Source organism: Aeromonas media, assembly GCF_000819985.1.
Taxonomy (GTDB): Bacteria; Pseudomonadota; Gammaproteobacteria; order Enterobacterales; family Aeromonadaceae; genus Aeromonas; species Aeromonas media.
Map to the genome: position 1 here is coordinate 36,319 of NZ_CDBZ01000119.1, position 17,895 is coordinate 54,213.

The 17,895-nt window shown below is 61.9% G+C and carries 16 protein-coding genes; 4 read left to right on the top strand and 12 right to left on the bottom strand.

The features are described 5' to 3' along the window. Positions 1-34: 34 nt before the first annotated feature. The gene (locus BN1127_RS10430) at positions 35-1,429 is read right to left on the bottom strand and encodes a PepSY-associated TM helix domain-containing protein (RefSeq protein WP_042649393.1); all 1,395 of its coding nucleotides are present in this window, start codon (positions 1,427-1,429) and stop codon (positions 35-37) included. Positions 1,430-1,702: 273 nt separating this feature from the next. Here BN1127_RS10430 and BN1127_RS10435 point away from each other — a divergent pair, with 273 nt between their 5' ends. Further along, positions 1,703-2,110: a hypothetical protein gene (locus BN1127_RS10435; RefSeq protein ID WP_042649394.1), complete on the top strand. Its 408-nt coding sequence runs from the start codon at positions 1,703-1,705 to the stop codon at positions 2,108-2,110. 33 nt (positions 2,111-2,143) lie between these two features. Here the strand turns inward: BN1127_RS10435 and BN1127_RS10440 are convergent, their stop codons facing one another. Both BN1127_RS10440 and dbpA read right to left on the bottom strand, forming a co-directional pair. Further along, positions 2,144-2,434 (bottom strand): YkgJ family cysteine cluster protein, encoded by a 291-nt coding sequence (locus BN1127_RS10440; RefSeq protein ID WP_041206500.1) that lies wholly within the window; start codon positions 2,432-2,434, stop codon positions 2,144-2,146. A 90-nt stretch (positions 2,435-2,524) separates the two neighbouring features. Beyond that, entirely contained in the window at positions 2,525-3,904 is a 1,380-nt protein-coding gene (dbpA, locus tag BN1127_RS10445; RefSeq protein WP_042649395.1) for an ATP-dependent RNA helicase DbpA, read from the bottom strand. A 530-nt stretch (positions 3,905-4,434) separates the two neighbouring features. Between dbpA and BN1127_RS10450 the strand changes: the two genes are divergently transcribed. Beyond that, the gene (locus BN1127_RS10450) at positions 4,435-5,640 is read left to right on the top strand and encodes a NupC/NupG family nucleoside CNT transporter (RefSeq protein WP_041206499.1); all 1,206 of its coding nucleotides are present in this window, start codon (positions 4,435-4,437) and stop codon (positions 5,638-5,640) included. A gap of 395 nt (positions 5,641-6,035) precedes the next feature. On the opposite strand, the gene BN1127_RS10455 is transcribed toward BN1127_RS10450, so the two are convergent. From BN1127_RS10455 to BN1127_RS10465, 3 genes are all read right to left on the bottom strand, one after another. Then, positions 6,036-6,596 carry a cytochrome b/b6 domain-containing protein gene (locus tag BN1127_RS10455; RefSeq protein ID WP_041206498.1) on the bottom strand — a complete coding sequence of 187 codons (561 nt, stop codon included), beginning with the start codon at positions 6,594-6,596 and terminating at the stop codon, positions 6,036-6,038. Positions 6,597-6,644: 48 nt separating this feature from the next. Continuing rightward, positions 6,645-6,914, bottom strand: coding sequence for a PepSY domain-containing protein (locus BN1127_RS10460; RefSeq protein WP_005332935.1), 270 nt, complete (start codon positions 6,912-6,914; stop codon positions 6,645-6,647). Positions 6,915-7,030: 116 nt separating this feature from the next. After that, on the bottom strand, positions 7,031-7,483 hold the full coding sequence (locus BN1127_RS10465) for a YaiI/YqxD family protein (RefSeq protein ID WP_005332933.1): 453 nt from the start codon (positions 7,481-7,483) through the stop codon (positions 7,031-7,033). A 140-nt stretch (positions 7,484-7,623) separates the two neighbouring features. Between BN1127_RS10465 and zntB the strand changes: the two genes are divergently transcribed. Beyond that, positions 7,624-8,589, top strand: coding sequence for a zinc transporter ZntB (gene zntB / locus BN1127_RS10470; RefSeq protein ID WP_042649396.1), 966 nt, complete (start codon positions 7,624-7,626; stop codon positions 8,587-8,589). 9 nt (positions 8,590-8,598) lie between these two features. Further along, on the top strand, positions 8,599-9,117 hold the full coding sequence (locus tag BN1127_RS10475; protein WP_042649397.1) for a mechanosensitive ion channel domain-containing protein: 519 nt from the start codon (positions 8,599-8,601) through the stop codon (positions 9,115-9,117). Positions 9,118-9,156: 39 nt separating this feature from the next. Here BN1127_RS10475 and BN1127_RS10480 read toward each other — a convergent pair whose 3' ends face one another. The 6 genes from BN1127_RS10480 to BN1127_RS10505 all read right to left on the bottom strand — a co-directional run bounded on the left by BN1127_RS10480 (position 9,157) and on the right by BN1127_RS10505 (position 17,816). Continuing rightward, entirely contained in the window at positions 9,157-9,405 is a 249-nt protein-coding gene (locus BN1127_RS10480; protein WP_042649398.1) for a hypothetical protein, read from the bottom strand. Positions 9,406-9,494: 89 nt separating this feature from the next. Next, positions 9,495-11,282 (bottom strand): cation:proton antiporter, encoded by a 1,788-nt coding sequence (locus BN1127_RS10485; protein WP_042649399.1) that lies wholly within the window; start codon positions 11,280-11,282, stop codon positions 9,495-9,497. A gap of 132 nt (positions 11,283-11,414) precedes the next feature. Further along, entirely contained in the window at positions 11,415-11,936 is a 522-nt protein-coding gene (locus BN1127_RS10490; RefSeq protein WP_005332927.1) for an MltR family transcriptional regulator, read from the bottom strand. A 116-nt stretch (positions 11,937-12,052) separates the two neighbouring features. Continuing rightward, positions 12,053-13,198, bottom strand: a complete 1,146-nt coding sequence (locus BN1127_RS10495; protein WP_042649400.1) for a mannitol-1-phosphate 5-dehydrogenase — start codon at positions 13,196-13,198, stop codon at positions 12,053-12,055. A gap of 37 nt (positions 13,199-13,235) precedes the next feature. Continuing rightward, positions 13,236-15,164, bottom strand: a complete 1,929-nt coding sequence (locus tag BN1127_RS10500) for a PTS mannitol transporter subunit IICBA (RefSeq protein WP_041206491.1) — start codon at positions 15,162-15,164, stop codon at positions 13,236-13,238. 636 nt (positions 15,165-15,800) lie between these two features. Next, positions 15,801-17,816 (bottom strand): exoribonuclease II, encoded by a 2,016-nt coding sequence (locus BN1127_RS10505; protein ID WP_042649401.1) that lies wholly within the window; start codon positions 17,814-17,816, stop codon positions 15,801-15,803. Positions 17,817-17,895 lie beyond the last annotated feature (79 nt).

Here is a 17,895-nt window from a genome sequence, read left to right on the forward strand (position 1 = left end):
CTTCTGGTTGTTTGCCGCCCGCAGGGGAGTGATCTCAGTTGGCGGGGGCCACGGCCGTGCGGCGAGCGAAGAAGAGGCAGTCCAGCAACCAGATGACCAGCATGGAGGCGCCCACCAGCGGGAAGCAGATCCCGAGCAGCACCAGCACGGCGATGGCACCGCGCATGGGAGGCAGCTTGGCAGGCAGCGGCGGGGCGGCAAGCCTGCCCCGGGGACGGCGGCTCCACCAGATCCAGAGCCCGCTCACCGAGCTGGCCAGCACCATCAGGCAGATGAGCAGCATGACGAGCTGGTGGGGCCAGCCGTAGAGCTTGCCGGTGTGCAGCATGACGCCGGTTTCCACCGTCTTGGCGACCGCGCCATAATCCTGCCAGCGCACGTCGGCCAGCACCTTGCCGCTGTATTGATCTATGTGCAGGGTGGCGTCGTTGCGCGGATCGTCGGCGAACAGGGCTATGGTATAGACGCCGGTGTCACCGGCCGGCGGCGTGATGCTGTAACCCGGGTGAACCCGACGTTCGGTGGCGATCTCCACCACCCGTTGCAAGGGGATGCGGTGGCTGGCCATGACCATGCCATCGTGCTCTCCGCCATGGTTCATGGCGCTGTGATCATGACTTTCCGGAACCGGCTGCGAGCTCGGCATGGGAGTGCTCTCGACGGCCCAGGGCACAGTCTGTTCATGGGCATGGTTGAGGGTGCGGGCGAGAGGAGCGGATTTCGGCACCTCGTTCCACATGGCGGCCGGGAAACGGTTCCAGACATTGGCGAACCGATCGCCCCAGAAACCGGTCCAGGTCATGCCGCTCAGCAGTAGCAACAGCAGGAAACCCGCGCCCCAGAAGCCGACCACGGCGTGCAGATCCCGCCACCAGAGGCGGCCGCGCTGGTGCATTCTGGGCCAGAGGATGCCACCCACACCGGGCCCCTTGCGAGGCCACCACAGGTAGAGTCCGCTGACGAGCAGCACGATTCCCCAACCGGCGGCCAGCTCGATCAGGCGATCCCCCGTGGTGCCGAGCAGCAGTTCCGCATGCAGGGCGCGGGCCACCGCCTGCAGGTTCCACTTGTTATCCATGGTGCCTAGCAGGGCGCCGCTGGCGGGATCCATGAACAGGGTCAGCTCGCGATCCCCCTGGTTGACGACGAGCTGGGCGCTCGCGTCAGTGGCCGCCGGGGGCAGGTATTTGCGCAGGCTGGCATCGGGCATGGCGATCGTCGCCTTGGCCAGCAGCTGATCGGCGCTCAGGGTCTGGGTGGCGGGGGTTACCTTCATCAGCTCAGGGTACAGCAGGTTGTCGAGCTGGGGTTTGTACAGATACAGGATGCCGGTGAGAGAGAGCAGGATCAGAAAGGGGGCGACGAAGAGACCGGCATAGAAATGCCAGCGCCAGATCCGCTGGTAGTGACTCGAGTCCCGGTTTTTCATCTCTGATCCTTGTGTCAATGACCAACGTTTCAGTTGGTGGAATGTTGGTGGCGGCGCGGATGATAGCAGCAACGTTTTATTAACTGCAACAGAACATGGCGGGAGGGGAGACCAATCCATACTGGCGGGGTCGCCAGGCCAGTCATGGGCGATCCGGTGGTGGAACAAGGGCTTGGCCATGCGGGGTGGCATGGACTTTCTGTAGATAAATCCTTACCTTGTTGCAACATCAGGCGGCGCCGGCGCGGTGAAAAACGCATGGGAGGAGGGGGCGTGCACTTGCAACCACACGGTCATTTCGAGATGCAACGACAGGGGCAGGTGCTGATTTGCCGCCCGAGCGGCCCTTTCAATCTGGCGGGCGCCATGGCCTATGAGGCGGCGTTCAGCCAGCAGATCGCAGGATTGCGCGATGCGCCCTGGGGTATTGTCGAGGTGGCGACCGAGTTCGAAGCCGCCGGTCCCGAGGTGCTGGCGCGGTTTCGTCGTCAGTTTGGCTGGTGCACCGCCAATGGCTGCGCCTTTCTGGCGGTGGTGGCGGTGGGTGGGTTCAAACGCTATCTGGCGGATCAGGTCTTCAGCGATCTGCCGTTCAGGGCGGTGCGTTACTTCGAGCAGGAGGCTGCGGCCATCCACTGGTTGGGGGAGCGGCTCGGCGGCGACGTCACACCGGTGAGCTGACCCGACAGCCCGGGGCTGTTCTGTCTGCCAGTCTCATTCCAGCTTGATAAACCACTTGTCCCGTTCGTCGACGCAGTCGGGCTCGCCCATCTCGAACTCGCGGCAGATCAGCGGTCGTACCTCATAGATGCGGCACATCATGGTGTTGCGGTCGAGCGCCGCACACCAGCCATCTTCCAGCCGGCGCATCACGGGGATCTCCCCTTCCCGATCGAGCACATAGCGATCCGGCACGCCGGTGTCGGTAAAGAGCATCACTTCGAGACGGCAGCAGCAGGCTTCGCAGTTCTGGCAGCTCACATCGGTTTGGATTGCTTGGGTCATGGTGCCTGTCTTGCCGCATGGCGGCATCCAAATATATGAAACAGGCGCCTGTCAGGCGCCTGTGGTCTGGCCAATGGCTTGTAAAGAACCTTAGCCCAGTTTGCGGGCACGGTAGCTGCGCCCCTTGATCTTGCCTTCCTGCAGTCGCTTGAGGGCGGCGCTCGCCACCTGACGCTTGACTGCCACGTAGGAGTACTGCTCGGAGATCTGGATCTTGCCCACGTCGGCACCGGTAATGCCGCCTTCGCCGGTCAGCGCACCCAGGATGTCACCGGCCCGCACCTTGGTCTTGCGGCCCGCATCGATGGAGAGAGTCACCATCTGCGGTGCAATCGGCTTGATCTCGCGACCTATGCTGTCGAGATCACCCAGCGGCATCGGGGCCTGCTGGTACTCCTCGATCAGGTTGACGCGTTGCGCTTCGCTGGGCTGATACAGGCTCAGGGCCAGGCCCTGCTGGCCGGCACGACCGGTACGGCCGATGCGGTGCACATGCACCTCGGGGTCATAGGTCAGCTCGTAGTTGATGACGGCGCCCAGCTCCTTGATGTCGAGGCCACGGGCTGCCACGTCGGTCGCGACCAGGATGGTGGCGCTGCCGTTGGCGAAGCGTACCAGCACCTGATCCCGTTCCCGTTGTTCCAGATCGCCGTTCAGCGCCAGGGCCGAGAAGCCCTTGGCGGCCAGGTGATCGGCCACGTCGTTGCAGGCGCGCTTGGTGTTGCAGAACACCACGCAGGAGCCCGGCTGATAGTGGCTCAGCAGCCAGGTGAGGGCGTCGAGGCGCTGACCGGCCGGCACTTCATACAGCTTCTGTTCGATGGCACTGCCCTCGTGCAGAGACTCCACGCTCACCTCGACCGGGTTGCGCTGTACGCCGCGGCTCATCTGGGCGATCCCCTCCGGATAGGTGGCGGAGAACAGCAGGGTCTGACGGCGCTCGGGCGCATAGCTGATGACCCTGTTGATGTCTTCGCCAAAGCCCATGTCCAGCATGCGATCCGCTTCGTCCAGCACCAGGGTCTCCAGGCTGGAGAGTTCCAGGGTGCCCTGCTCCAGGTGCTTGAGAATGCGGCCCGGAGTGCCGACGGCGATGTGGGCACCGAAGCCCAGGGTGGCAGATTGCGGTGCGGTCGGGGTGCCGCCACACAGGGTCACCAGCTTGACGTTCGGCAGGGCGCGGGCCAGACGACGGATCTCCTGGGCCACCTGATCCGCCAGCTCGCGGGTCGGACAGAGCACCAGGGCCTGTACGTCGACACGGTTGATGTTGAGGCGGGAGAGCAGGCCGAGGGCGAAGGCGGCGGTCTTGCCGCTGCCGGTTTTTGCCTTGGCAATCAGGTCTTTGCCTTCGAGTACCAGGGGCAGGCTCTGAGCCTGGATCGGGGTCATCTGCAGATAGCCCAGGCTGGTGAGGTTCTCTTGCAGGGCGGGGGAGAGATTGAGGCTGCTAAATTCGCTGTTGTTCACAAAAGGACTCTATTTCGGAGAAAACGGGGATGCGCGAACGCTAAGGCCGCGCATCATACCAGAATGTGACACCGGATGTGGCGGATTTTTGAACGGTTGACCCAGCGCAACCTCAACGTGGGCTCATCCGTCGCCATGGCGACAGAGAGGTGCCACGGGGATGGCTCGAGGTGAATGTTTACGGTATCCAGGTAATTATTTATCAAGGGTAAACGTTTTCTGTTCTGGTTGATTAAATATCATGGCTGAAACATGAGTAATATTTGAATGCGAATGTTGCGGGAGTGATAATGAAATATTGATCGGCACTGCTGCCGCAACCGAAATAAACATAAATTAATGTTTTTTAAGGTTATTTGGATTTTTCGTTGCGCGATTAATAACCCGTTTCCGCTTAATTAATTTAAAAACGTTTGTATTATCTCGCATACATATTATTGAGTCGGATTGTGATGGCTATCTGATTTTTAAATATACGATTCTTTATGATGGCGCCGGTCAAAAATAACAATTCACTGGGTGCTACTGGTATGGAATACGTTCACTTTGTGCTTGGACTCGTGATGGTCCTCGCGCTGGCGTTGCTGGCAAACCGCCACAACTGGAAACAGATTAAACTGCGCTATATCGGCCAACTGCTGGTGGTCGAACTGGCGTTGGCCTGGTTCATGCTGAACTCCGAAGTGGGTCTGGCTGTGGTGGGTGGCTTCGCCGCCGGCTTCACCAAGTTGATGGAGTTTGCCAAACAGGGTACCGACTTCGTGTTCGGTGGCCTGGTCAACGAAGGGGCCTTCTCCTTCTTTCTGATGGTGCTGATGCCCATCGTCTTCATCTCGGTGCTGATCGGCATCCTGCAGTACATCCGCCTGCTGCCCATCGTCATTCGTGGCATCGGTACCGTGCTGGCGAAGATCAACGGCATGGGCAAGCTGGAGTCCTTCAACGCCATCAGTTCGATGATCGTCGGCCAGTCCGAGAACTTCATCGCGCTCAAGAACACCTTGCCGCACCTGAACGAGAAGCAGATGTACACCCTGGCGGCGACGGCCATGTCCACCGTCTCCATGTCCATCGTCGGTGCCTACATGCAGCTGATCGAGCCCCGTTACGTGGTGGCCGCGCTGGTGCTCAACATGTTCAGCACCTTTATCGTGCTGTCCCTGATCAACCCGTACGAGCCGGACAATACAGTGACCGACGCCAAGGCGCTGGCCGAGGGTGACGAGCACCACACTCCGAAGAAGGAGAACTTCTTCGAGATGCTGGGGGAGTACATCATGGCCGGTTTCTCCGTGGCCGTGATAGTGGCGGCCATGCTGGTGGGGTTCATCGCCCTGATCGCCCTGGTCAACTACCTGTTCGAGCTGGCGTTTGGCGTCAACTTCCAGTACGTCATGGGTTACCTCTTCTATCCGATCGCCTGGATCCTGGGTATTCCGAGCGGTGAAGCGCTGCAAGCCGGCTCCATCATGGCGACCAAGCTGGTGACCAACGAGTTCGTGGCCATGATGGATCTGGGCAAGATCGCTGCCGAGCTCTCCCCGCGCACCGTCGGCATCCTCTCCATCTTCATGGTGTCGTTCGCCAACTTCAGCTCCATCGGCATCATCGCCGGTGCGGTGAAGGCACTGAATGAAGAGAAGGGCAACATGGTCTCCCGCTTCGGTCTGAAGCTGGTGTACGGCTCCACCCTGGTGAGCCTGCTCTCCGCCGTGATCGCCGGTGTGATGATCTGATCGCGCCTCTCCATCACCACGACAAGCCCCTGCCTCGGCAGGGGTTTGTTTTTTGGGACGACCCGGCCGCCGGTCGCGGTGCTTGAGGGGCCAGAACAACCCTAGGCTGGCGAAAGTGGGCCTGTCTCCCGACCGGTGGCTGAGGGGGCCAATAATGAGTGCATCCTTGCCCCCGGTTTGCAGCGGGGCGCGGGGCGGCGTTATGGGTATGGGTTGTCACGGGCTGGCGTCGGCCAGGGCCGGCGTCAGCAGGAATATGTGGGGGATCAGGGGCTGGTGACGGGCAACAGCAGGTACCTTGGGGCTGTCGTGATGGTCAGCACGGGGGCATGGCGGCGCATCTTTCCTGTGTCGCGGGCCATTGCAGCAAAAAACCGGGGCCGGGGGCGGCCCGGTCATTCGCTGCGCGGATCTTCCACCTTGGCATCGGCGGGTACCCGTTTTTTGCCCAGTACCATGGCGCGCACCAGGTCGCTGCGGGTGAGACGATCGGTCAGGATCACCACAGCCGCATGGACGCCGACGGCGGCCATCAGGGTGTTGGCAATGGTTCCGTGCAACTCCTCCAGCCAATCCTCACCCCAGAAGGCATCCCAGGTGGTGAGCCAGCCTGTGACGACGGTACCGACCAGCGACAGCAGCAGCAGCCAGATCATCAGAGCCCCGACCGGGTTGTGGCCCAGGTAATAGGGGTGGCGACCTTGTGCCAGCTGGCGCAGGTAATAACGAATGCGGGCTGGCGTCGGCCACCACTGGCCGAAACGGGCGTAATGGGGGCCGACTATGCCCCACAGCAGGCGGATGATGAGCAGGATGCCCACCGCGTAGCCGGCATATTTGTGGGGCTTGCTGCCCTCTTCCAGGATGAAGAAGTTGAGTAGGCAGAGGAGCACGGTCGCCCAGTGAAACACCCGGATAAGGGGATCCCAGACTCTCACTTCAGACGGGGTTGTCATGGCAAGGTTCCATCAAAGGGGTCGGCGACAGACGAGCCCATGGCAGGGTTATTCGTCAATCTCTTCTTTCACTTTCTTCAGATCGGTCGGGTCGAAGTAGATCTCGACCTTGCGTTTGTCCTTGTCCCAGCCGTAGATCTCGTAGCAACTGGTCTTGGTCACCTTGAACTTCTTGATGTCGTAGCCCATCGCCTTGATCTGCTGTTGGGCATCTGCTTCGCTCAGCCACTTGCTCTTGTCGGTCTGGGTACACTGGGGGTCGGCCAGAGCGGCGCCGCTCAGCAGGGGGATCAGTAACAACAGAGGGGTCAGTTTCATGTGTGCTCCTTGGGGTGGTTGGGTCAACAGCCACAAGGTTAGTCCACAAGCCTTAAGAAAAAATTAAGCGAAAAGGGAATGAATGAGCCTCCCCTGCGGCAAGCCGGGGAGAGGCATCAGCTGAGCTTGCCCTTGAGCAGCCATTTGTCGAGGGCATTGGCGAAGCGCTGTTTGTCGGCGGCATTGAAGGGGGCCGGGCCGCCGGTCTGCACCCCGGCCGAGCGCAGCTCTTCCATGAAGTTGCGCATGCCGAGCCGGGCCTGGATGGTCTCGCGGGTGTAGATCTCGCCACGGGGATTGAGCGCCTCGCCGCCGGCATCGATGACCCAGGAGGCAAGCGGAATGTCGCCGGTGATCACCAGATCGCCGGGCTGCACCTGCTGGGCAATGACATGATCCGCCACATCGAATCCCTTCTCCACCTGCTGGGTCTTGATGAAGGGAGAGGGGGGAACCCGCAGCCCCTGATTGGCCACCAGGGTGGTGACGACCTGGGCGCGGTGGGCGGCGCGGTAGAGGATTTCCTTGACCGGAATGGGGCAGGCATCGGCATCGACCCAGATGGGCATGGCATGGTTTCCTGTAGTTGAAACGGGCATAACACGAGAGCGGCGATGGTAGCACAGACGTACCCTTCCCGGTGCGGAGCTGAGTCGGCCCCCGCTTTCGTGTAAGCTGGGGCCTGAGCATGAAACGAGAAGGAAACGAGATGGATCGGGTGCCCAGTGACGTAATTTATGGCCTGACCCTGGATGGCAAGGGGGGGATGACCCCGCTGGCCGCAGGCAGCGAGATCCCGGCGGCGCAGCCCAGCTGGGTGCATCTGGATTACGGCAATCCAGAGTCGGCGCGCTGGCTGTTGCAGACGCCCTTGCTCAATGACGCCGCGCGTGAATCCCTGCTCGGCCAGAGCAACAGACCCAAACTGGTGCGGATGGGGGAGACCGTGCTGCTGATCCTGCGTGGCATCAATCACAACAAGGATCACAGGCCCGAAGAGATGGTGGCGCTGCGCATCTACATTACCCCGGATTTCATTCTCAGCAGTCGCCGCCGCTCCCTGCTGTCGGAAAAAGATGTCTTCCAGCAGTTGGTGCTGGGGGGCGGTGCCATCTCTAGCGCCGACTGGCTGGTGGAGATCTGCGATGCCCTGACCGACAGGGCGGGGGAGTTTGTCGAGGAGCTGCACGATCAGATCCTGGAACTGGAAGAGATTGTGCTGATGCGTGAACTGCCCGCCAACGGCCGACTGGCGCGGATCCGCAAGCAACTCATCATGATCCGTCGTTACCTCTCTCCCCAGCGGGATCTGGTGGCGCGGCTGGCCAACGAGAAGCTCAGCTGGCTGGATGAGGATGACCGCCGTCGTCTGCTCGACATCGCCGACCGGTTGCGTCGCTGGCTGGACGATCTGGATGCCGGGGTGGCCCGCTCCGCCGTGCTGGCGGATGAGATCAACAACCTGACGGCGGAGGCCACCAACCGCCGTGCCTACCAGATGTCGGTAATGGCGCTGATGTTCCTGCCGGCCAGCTTCCTGACCGGCCTGTTTGGCATCAACCTGGGTGGCATTCCCGGGGCCGAGAGCCCGACTGCCTTCTGGGTCTTCTGCGGCTCCTTGCTGGCGCTGGCGACCGGGCTGGCGGTCTGGCTCAAATATCGACGCTGGTGGTAAGGAACGCACATGACGACATGGGAATCCTTTGGCGTGACCCTGCTGCTGTTGCTGGGACACACCCTGATCCGCGGCCTCATTCACAAGAGCCTGATGGCGCTCGGCCAGACCCGGCAGGTGAGCGAAAACCGGGTGCTCTACGTGGAGCATGTGTTCCACTTCCTGCTCGGCTGCGCCACCCTGCTGATCCTGGCGGGGGTGTGGGGGCTCGACTTCTCCCGGCTGGTGGTGCTCGCGTCTTCCTTCTTCGCCGTGCTCGGTGTTGCCATGGTGGCCCAGTGGTCGATCCTCTCCAACATCACCGCCAGCATCACCATCTTCTTCGCCTTCCCCTACAAGATAGGTGACCGGATCCGCATCCTCGACAAGGACGATTCGGTGACCGGCGTCATCACCGAGATAGGCCTGTTCTACCTGAGGGTGCGGGATGACAACGGCGATCTGGTGACCTACCCGGCCAACCTGATCCTGCAAAAGCCGGTCAGGCGGCTGGAGAGCAAGGACGCCGAGCCACTGCAGCCGGAATGAGAAAAGGCTCCCTCGGGAGCCTTTTTGCTGGCATCTGTCTCAACGCTCGAAGAAGCGATAGAGGTGCTCTACCTGGATGGGGCAATCGGCCACGAGGTGGATATGGTCGCGGGCCTCCTCGGTTGAGGAGAAACTCATCGGGCAACCCAGGGTGTCCGTCATCATGTAGAGATGGCCATCCTGACCCCGAAACTCCACTACCCAGCCGGGAGAGATGATGTCATGCATGATCTCCGCCTCCCTGAACCTGTGCTGCTGATGAAACGCACGCAATTCGCTGACTGTCATGACACCCTCCTGTGACTCATGGCGCCACCCTCAAGTCTAGTCGCCCGCGGTGATTGCAGGTGCCGAGAGCCGGCTCGCCGGATGGCGCATCAAGCCGCCTGGGGCTCCCGTGGTGGCTGCAGGGCGATCAGCAGTTCCCCTGCCAGGGGGACAACGGGACCGCTGACGACCCTGGGCTTGCCCCTGGCATCGATGATGAACAGGGGAATGGCGCCGGGATTGGCGTCCTGATACTGGCTCCAGTCAAAGGCGTCGCTCAGCCGGGTCGCCCTGATCTGGCCGCCCCGGCTCAGCAGGCCGCTCAGGCGGGCGAAATTTATCTCTGGCCCGAACAGATCCTGGCGTGCGCGGAAGGTGGCGCTCTCCCGGTTCGCCTTGCCGTGCTGCTCGCTGGAGCGCAGGGAGTGGACCTTATCCTCCCCGTACAGGTGGGCAAAGTGCAGCACCCCGAGGGCGTTGTTGTGACGGTTGGGTGAAAGCGCCAGCACCGTATGAATGCTGGTGAGAGGCAGGTGCAGCTCGGCGTGTTCCGATTGCGGATTGCCAAAGTAGCAGGGCAGGCCGCTCATGCGGGCCAGCTTGCAATGTTCCCAGGCCGGATCGGAGAGATGGACCGGGATGCCCTGATCCGCCAGTGCCCGGCCTATGGCGCGGGCCACCGAGTTGGCGCCGATCAGCAGCCAGGTGTCGGGAGCGCTCTGGCGCATGCCGAGCAGTCTGGCCAGCGGGGTCGCCGTCAGGCTCTGCAACACCACGGTGAAGATGATGACGGCAAACACCAGGGGTACCAGCTTGTCGGCATCGTCAATGCCTGCCTCGTGCATGCTGATGGCGAAGGAGGCGCTGACCGCCGCCGCCACTATGCCCCGGGGGGCTATCCAGCCGAGCAGGGCCCGGGCGCGCCAGGGGAGATCCGATCCCAGGGTCGAGACCAGGATGCAGAGCGGGCGGGCCACGAACTGCACCACGCAGAGCAGCACCAGCACCATGGGGCCGAGTTGCCAGAGCTGCGCCAGATCGAGGCGGGCCGCCAGCAGGATGAACAGGGAAGAGATGAGGATGACAGCGAGATCCTCCTTGAAGGCCAGCACCTCCTCCAGATCCAGTCCCTCCTGGTTGGCGAGCCAGATGCCAAACACGGTGACCGCCAGCAGCCCGGATTCGTGACTGAGCCAGTCCGACAGGGTGAAGGTGACCAGCACCAGCGCCAGCACCCCGAACTTGTGCAGGCTGACCGGCAGCCAGTCCTTGCGCATGATCAGGGTGGTGATCCAGCCGGCTGCCACCCCGATGAGGGAGCCGACCCCCACCGTCTTGGCCAGGGCCAGCAGGGTGTGATCGATGAGATCCCCCTGGCTGCCGATGCGAACCGCCTCGAACACCAATACCGCAAACAGGGCACCGATGGGATCGATGACGATCCCCTCCCAGCGCAGGATCTTGTCCACCTCCCGCACCGGCCTGATCACGTTGAGCATGGGGGCGACTACGGTCGGGCCGGTCACCACCAGCACGGCGCCGAGCACCATGGCGACCCGCCAGTCCAGGCCCAGCAGCCAGTAACTGGCGGCGCCGATGACGGCGAAGCTGACCAGCATGCCGGTGGAGCAAAGGTTGCGCACCACCTTGCCTATCCCCTTGAGTTCGGTCAGGTGCAGGGTCAGCGCCCCTTCGAACAAGATGATGGCGACCGAGAGCGACACCAGCGGAAACAGCAGCTCTCCGAGCAGGGCGTCGGGGTCTAGCATGCCCGTCATCGGGCCGAGCAAGAGGCCGCTCAGCAGCAGGAACAGGATGGCGGGGACGCGCAGTGACCAGGCGAGCCACTGTGCCAGCAGCGAGATCAGGGCGATCCCGGCCAGGGAGAGTGCAATCATGCCAACCTCGAGTGGGTGATGGGGTTGGACCTAGTGTAGCGGGGAAGGAGAGCAAATTGACACCCGGTAGAGGTGGCCTCGGGGAGGCCGGGATCTCGGATGCCTGGTCAGATCCTTAGCGGACTGGCCTGATCAGATGGGGCTCTCTTTGTGGAGTTCGGTGACGCAGTCGGTCACCGCCAGCACCAGTGCGGAGCGCACCATCTGATCGAGCCGGTTGAGCTGCATTTGATAGAGGGGCCAGTCCTCCTCATTGGCTGGGGGATCCTGCGGCATCATGCTGGTCTGATGGATGGCATGCAGGCGGCCTAGCAGGTCGCGGATCGGCTTGTCGCTGAAACGGTAATCCTTGGGGTCGCGTACCAGAAAATCGCGGATCTTCAGGTAGGCTTCGAGATCCTGATAGCGCTCGAGGGAAATGAGGCCGAGGGCGAAGATGAGCTTGAGGCGCACCTCCAGCTGGCCGAGGGGGCCGCTCTGGTTGAGCAGGGGCTCGATGGCGTATTTGACGGCATACTCCTCCTGGCGGAACGCGCGCCGCATCAGGGAGTCGACCGCCTCTTCCAGGATGGTCACGACCTCGAGAAAGAAGCCACGGGGGCCATCCTGCTCGTTCAGTCGCTCCAGTACATCATCTTCCTGGTGTGTGGTCATAGGTGTTCAGGGTCCGGCTGACTGGGAGAGAGCCAGGCTCTCTCCCGGTTTTTATCATATGGGGCATAGTGACCATTTCGCCGTGTGATGGCGGTTGGCCCTTAGGCCCCATGGGGTCACTTCAAATTGTCATAACGGGCGACGATGGCGCGCACGATCTCGCTCTCTTCCTCCAGCCCGGTCACCCGGGCCAGGGTCCTGGCAGGGCCCAGCTCTGCCAGCAGGGCCTGCAATTCCACCGCCTGGGGATCATCATCGTTGCGATAGAGCAGCGCCGCGGCTATGCCCTCCTGCAAGTGATCGCTGGGCAGGCCGTACTCCAGGGTGCCGAGCAGCGGCTTCACCAGTCTGTCCCCCGCCGCCAGCTTGCGCAGTGGCTGACGGCCGACCCGGTCGATTTCATCCACCAGATAGGGGTTGGCGAAGCGGGACAGAATCTTCTCGATGTAGGCGGCGTGCAGGCGCGGATCGAAGCCGTAGCGTTTCACCAGCACAGCTCCGCTCTCCTCCATGGCGCGGCGCACCTTGCTGCGGATCACCGGATCCTCGATCGCCTCGCGCACGGTGCGGTAGCCTCTCAGCTTGCCGAGGTAGGCGGTGACGATGTGCCCGGTGTTGAGGGTGAACAGCTTGCGCTCGACGAAGGCCATCAGGTTGTCGGTGGGCTCCATGCCCGCCACCTGGGGCAGCTCGCCCTTGAACTGGGTCTGGTCGACGATCCATTCGCTGAAGCTCTCCACCGTCACCTCCAGCGGATCATCGTTGGCCGCGGCAGGGGGCACGATGCGATCCACCGCCGAGTCGACGAAGCCGACGCAGTTGTCGAGGGTGGCATGATACGCGACCGGCAGGTACTTGAGTACCTCCTGCTTGAGGTGGCTGGTGCCGCGTACCATGTTCTCGCAGGCGATGACGTTGAGGGGGGTCAGGTTGCCGGCATCGAAACGGGCCTGCAGCCCCTTGGCCAGGGTGCTGGCAATCTTGTCCAGGATGTTGGGCCCGACCGCAGTGGTGACCAGATCGGCGGTGATGATGCGGGCGATCACCTCGTGTCCGGCGGAGCTGACCGCCGCCACGTTGCGTACCACATCCAACTTCTGGTCCGTGCCCACCACGTGCACCTTGTACTCCTGACGGTGGTTGAGCTGATCGATCAGGGTTTCGTTGACGTCGGCGAAGGTGACCTGATGGCTGGCGTCCGCCAGCAGTTTTCCGATGAAGCCACGACCGATATTGCCGGCACCAAAATGCAATGTTTTCATGATATTAACCTCTACAACCAAAGACGATGAAGGATGACTACGCGGCCTGTTCGGCGCCCAGCAGATCCAGGAACTCCTGGGGATCCTGGGTACTGGCCAGCCGGTCGATGAGACCGGGTTCATCCAGTGCATTGGTCAGACGGGTTATGACCTGCATGTGTTCGTCATTGCGGGCGGCGATGCCGATCACCAGGCGTGCCACTTCATCGGCGTCCTCGCCAAAGGCGACCCCGGCCGGGTACTGGCAGATGACGATGCCGGTACGCTTCACGTGTTCCTTGGCGGCTATGGTGCCGTGGGGAACGGCGATGGACTCGCCGAGGTAGGTGGAGACCAGTTGCTCGCGCTCCAGCATGGCGTTGACGTAATCCGGCGCCACGTAGCCCCGCTCCGCCAGCAGCTTGCCGGCAGCCCGGATGGCGGCCTCCTTGTTGTCGGCCTTGAGGCCCAGGTGCACGTCCTGCAGGCTCAGGGTGAAGACCTCGGCTGCCTGCGGCTCGTAGCTGTCGTCGTTGGCCGCCACCAGCAGTTGCGGGTTGGCCACGTCGTCGTTGGCCGCGTTGGCCAGGCTGAGGTTTTGCACCAGCTCCTGATAGAGGGCGTTGTCGAGGAAGTTGGAGAGGGAGATGTGCTGCGCATGCGGTGCATGGCGACGGGCACGGTCGGTGAGATCCTTGTGGGTGATGACCAGATCCACCTGATCGTCCAGGTTGTTGATGGCACGGTTGGTGACGCTGATGTCGAGACCGGCAGCCTGCACCCGCTTGCGCAGCATGCCGGCGCCCATGGCGCTGGAACCCATGCCCGCATCACAGGCGACCACGATGTTGCGCACTGCGGTCAGCTCGGCACCCGGCTTCTTGGCCGCTGTGGTCTCGGGCTTGGCACCCTTCATGGCCTTCATCTTGCGAGTGGCTTCACCCAGGGCGTCGGCCTCGTCGGCTTCCGGCTGCTGGGCGCGAACGAACACGGCGGCGACCAGGAAGGAGACGGTGGCCGAGGCGATGATGGAGAGCAGCACCCCGATCAGGGAGGCTTTCGGTGTCATCAGCAGCACGGCGAAGATGGAGCCCGGGGAGGCGGGGGAGACCAGACCTGCGTTGAACAGGGTCAGGGTGAAGACCCCGGTCATGCCACCGGCAATCACCGCCAGGATGAGGCGCGGGTTCATCAGCACATAGGGGAAGTAGATCTCGTGGATGCCACCGAAGAAGTGAATGATGGAGGCACCGGCGGCGGACTGCTTGGCGGCGCCACGACCGAACACCATGTAGGCCAGCAGCACGCCCAGACCCGGACCCGGGTTCGCTTCGATCAGGAAGAAGATAGAACGACCCTGTTCGGTGGCTTGCTGGATCCCCAGCGGCGAGAAGATGCCGTGGTTGATGGCGTTGTTGAGGAAGAGGATCTTGGCCGGTTCGACGAAGATGGAGGTCAGCGGCAGCAGGCTGTGGGCGACCAGGAAGTCGACACCGCCGGCCAGGGCGCCGGAGAGCACCTTGACGAAGGGACCGATGACGAAGAAGGCGAGGATGGCGCACAACATGCCGATGATACCGGCGGAGAAGTTGTTGACCAGCATCTCGAAGCCGCTCTTGACCCGGCCCTCCATCGCCTTGTCGAAGCGCTTGATGGCCCAGCCACCGAGCGGGCCGACCATCATGGCGCCCATGAACATGGGGATGTCGGTCCCCACTATGACGCCCATGGTGGTGATGGCACCGACCACGGCACCCCGCTCACCCCCGATCAGCTTGCCGCCGGTGTAGCCAATCAGCAGCGGCAGCAGGTAGGTGATCATGGGGCCGACCAGCTTGGCCAAGGTTTCGTTTGGCAGCCAGCCGGTGGGGATGAAGAGGGCGGTAATGAAGCCCCAGGCGATGAAGGCGCCTATGTTGGGCATGACCATATTGGACAGGAAGCGTCCAAAATTCTGTATCTTGACTTTGGTATCCGGTGATAACATGTCGGGACCCCGTTTTAAGCCTGTGTGATTAAAAGTGGTAGTCGGGATGACGGGTTTTGCCGAACCCCATCCCTGTCGTCTAAGCAACTTCAATCTACCAGCTTGTGATCAAATTAGGCTGAAAACGGGGTGTCTTGTGATGCACCTCTCGTTTACCCCCATTCCCCCCCTTCAACAACAGAGATCTCGATCACATTCGAACGCTGTGCTTCGGCTACATTTCGATCTTTCTGGTCAAAACATCGTTATTTTTGTGATGAATATCACTCTTTGTTGTTTGCGCAAATGCCGTGTCAATGTGATGTTAATCACAAATATTAATTTTGCATTCAAATGAGTCATGTGGTGATGAGGGGAATCCCGGGGTCCTGACGATGGATCTTGCCCATATTGATGATCATGAGCGATGAATGATCTATTTTGTAACCCACTTTCAGGCTTCCGCCACATGAGGTGGTGCATCAGCCTCTCATGCGGGCGTGGAGCGCCATCGAGCTGGAATGGCAAGCCGACGACGGTCGTAACCAGCAGCGTGTCAGGGTGCCCTGCCAGGGGAAGCTAACTACAAGGCGCAGGCGTGTGAAAAAAAGCCCGCAAGATGCGGGCTTTTTGGTGGTCAGCGGCTGGTGGGCAGGCTTATTCGCTCTTGGGGTCAGCCTCGGTCGACGCCTCTTCTACGGCCGGGGCGACCGGTGCAGGGCCAGGTACCAGAGCCACCGCCGGTTTGGCGATGAGGGAGCGGGTCTCTTCCACCGCCTCGCTCAGCTTCACCTCGATGATCTGACCAAGCTCATAGACCACCTCGGTCTTGTCCAGGTAGACGCGACCGTTGTCCCAGTTGCACTCCAGCCTGTCCTTGTTGTCCAGGATATGGCGAGCGGGCATGAAGACCACGGCGCCGTTCTCCTGAAGGCGCAGCTTGAGGCCGGCCCGCATCACGTCGATGATCTCGGCGTTGAACACCTGATCGGTACCAGCGGCGGCCTGGAGGTAACGGACATAGAGCCAGTCGCCGATGTCGCGCTCCACCCTGCGGTGCAGGCGGCGGCACTCAGTCAGGTGCTCGGTCAGCTCCTGGCTTGGGCGCATCCCCGGTGTCTTGCCGGCGATGACGGCCTTGAGCAGACGATGGTTGACCATGTCGCCGTACTTGCGGATCGGGGAGGTCCAGGTAGCGTAGGCATCCAGCCCCAGGCCGTAGTGGGCACCCGGCTCGGCGGACATCAGGGCATAGCTCTGGAAGCGGCGGATCTTGCCGTCCAGCCAGCGGGTGTCCAGGCTGTCGATCCAGCGGCGCAGGGCGCAGAAGCCGGACAGGCTGGCGATCTCTTCCTTCTCGAACGGCGCCTCGGCGCTCTTGAGCAGATCGATGGCGCCGTCGAGAGACTCCTCGTCAAAACCGGTGTGGACGTTGAAGATGCCGTAACCGACGCTCTTGCCTAATACGCGACCGGCGCAGATGTTGGCGGCGATCATCGACTCTTCGATCATCCGGTTGGCGATACGGCGCGGCTCCACGTGGATGGCCAGCACGGCGCCGTTCTCACCCAGTTCGAAGTCGTAGTCGGGGCGGTCGGGGAACACCAGGGCGTGCTCGGTACGCCACTTGATCCGCGCCTCTGTCATGGCCTTCATCAGGGGCAGCTGGGCCATGACGCCTGCGTCTATGTCCAGCGCCTTGCCGTGTTCGGCCCAGTCGGAGACCTCGTCATAGTTCAGACGAGCGTGGGAGACGATGCGGGCGGCGAAGAATTCGGTCTCTTCCAGCAGCAGGCCATCTTCGGCGATCAGCAGGCGGGCGCACAGGGTGTTGCGCTCCTCCCCCTCTTTCAGGGAGCAGAGCTCGTCGGAGAGGGTGCGCGGTATCATGGGCACGTTGCGACCCGGCATGTAGACAGTGAAGGCGCGCTTGGCAGCTTCCTGGTCCAGTTCGCTGCCTTCGGCCACATAGGCGGTCGGGTCGGCGATGGCGACCAGCAGCTCCCAGCCGTTGTCCAGCTTGGTGATGGCCAGGGCATCATCCATGTCCTTGGTCTTGGCGCCGTCGACGGTGAAGAAGGGCACCTGGGTCAGATCGCGACGGGGCAGCTCTTCCTCTTCGATCACCTTCCACTCCGGCAGGTCCGCCGGTTCTATTTGAGCGAGGTTGTGGCGTGCCAGCACCACCCACCAGGGCACATTGTGATCATCCTTGTCGGCGATGAGCTGGGTGATCTCGGCGGAGAAGTTGCCATCCACCAGGGCGTGGCGCTTGAGGGTCGCCACCACCCAGTCCCCTTCCTTGAAGGACTTCTCGTCCAGACCCTTCTTGGCGCGGGCCTTGATGGCGTCCTTGATGAGGGGGTGATCAGGCACCACGTTGAGGCGGTCGCGGAACATCTTGACGCGGCCGACGAAGCGGACCACGGCCTGCTCCAGCAGGGCATCCGGCTCGGCCACTTCCTTCTCTTTCTCGGTACGGATCAGGGCGCTCACCCGGTCACCGTGCATCACCTTCTTCATGTAGGGAGGCGGCACGAAATAGCTGGTCTTCTCATCGACCTCCAGGAAGCCGAAGCCCCGATCGGAGGCGCGAATAACACCCTCTTTCTTGGGGATGTTTTCGCGGATTTGTTGCTTGAGCTGGGCCAGCAGCGGATTGTCTTGGAACATAAGTGAGGAACCTGAGTGGAGACCTGATGAAGAATCGCCCAGCACTATACGTTTTTACCCCTCCAAAGCCAAGGTGAAT

Bases quoted from the DNA above. Each gene is read 5' to 3' on its own strand.
- BN1127_RS10505 (WP_042649401.1), bottom strand. From the start codon at position 17,816: ATGTTCCAAGACAATCCGCTGCTGGCCCAGCTCAAGCAACAAATCCGC.
- BN1127_RS10480 (WP_042649398.1), bottom strand. From the start codon at position 9,405: ATGACAGTCAGCGAATTGCGTGCGTTTCATCAGCAGCACAGGTTCAGG.
- BN1127_RS10440 (WP_041206500.1), bottom strand. From the start codon at position 2,434: ATGACCCAAGCAATCCAAACCGATGTGAGCTGCCAGAACTGCGAAGCC.
- BN1127_RS10430 (WP_042649393.1), bottom strand. From the start codon at position 1,429: ATGAAAAACCGGGACTCGAGTCACTACCAGCGGATCTGGCGCTGGCAT.
- BN1127_RS10460 (WP_005332935.1), bottom strand. From the start codon at position 6,914: ATGAAACTGACCCCTCTGTTGTTACTGATCCCCCTGCTGAGCGGCGCC.
- BN1127_RS10490 (WP_005332927.1), bottom strand. From the start codon at position 11,936: ATGACCACACACCAGGAAGATGATGTACTGGAGCGACTGAACGAGCAG.
- zntB (WP_042649396.1), top strand. From the start codon at position 7,624: ATGGATCGGGTGCCCAGTGACGTAATTTATGGCCTGACCCTGGATGGC.
- BN1127_RS10455 (WP_041206498.1), bottom strand. From the start codon at position 6,596: ATGACAACCCCGTCTGAAGTGAGAGTCTGGGATCCCCTTATCCGGGTG.
- BN1127_RS10465 (WP_005332933.1), bottom strand. From the start codon at position 7,483: ATGCCCATCTGGGTCGATGCCGATGCCTGCCCCATTCCGGTCAAGGAA.
- BN1127_RS10485 (WP_042649399.1), bottom strand. From the start codon at position 11,282: ATGATTGCACTCTCCCTGGCCGGGATCGCCCTGATCTCGCTGCTGGCA.
- BN1127_RS10495 (WP_042649400.1), bottom strand. From the start codon at position 13,198: ATGAAAACATTGCATTTTGGTGCCGGCAATATCGGTCGTGGCTTCATC.
- BN1127_RS10475 (WP_042649397.1), top strand. From the start codon at position 8,599: ATGACGACATGGGAATCCTTTGGCGTGACCCTGCTGCTGTTGCTGGGA.
- BN1127_RS10450 (WP_041206499.1), top strand. From the start codon at position 4,435: ATGGAATACGTTCACTTTGTGCTTGGACTCGTGATGGTCCTCGCGCTG.
- BN1127_RS10500 (WP_041206491.1), bottom strand. From the start codon at position 15,164: ATGTTATCACCGGATACCAAAGTCAAGATACAGAATTTTGGACGCTTC.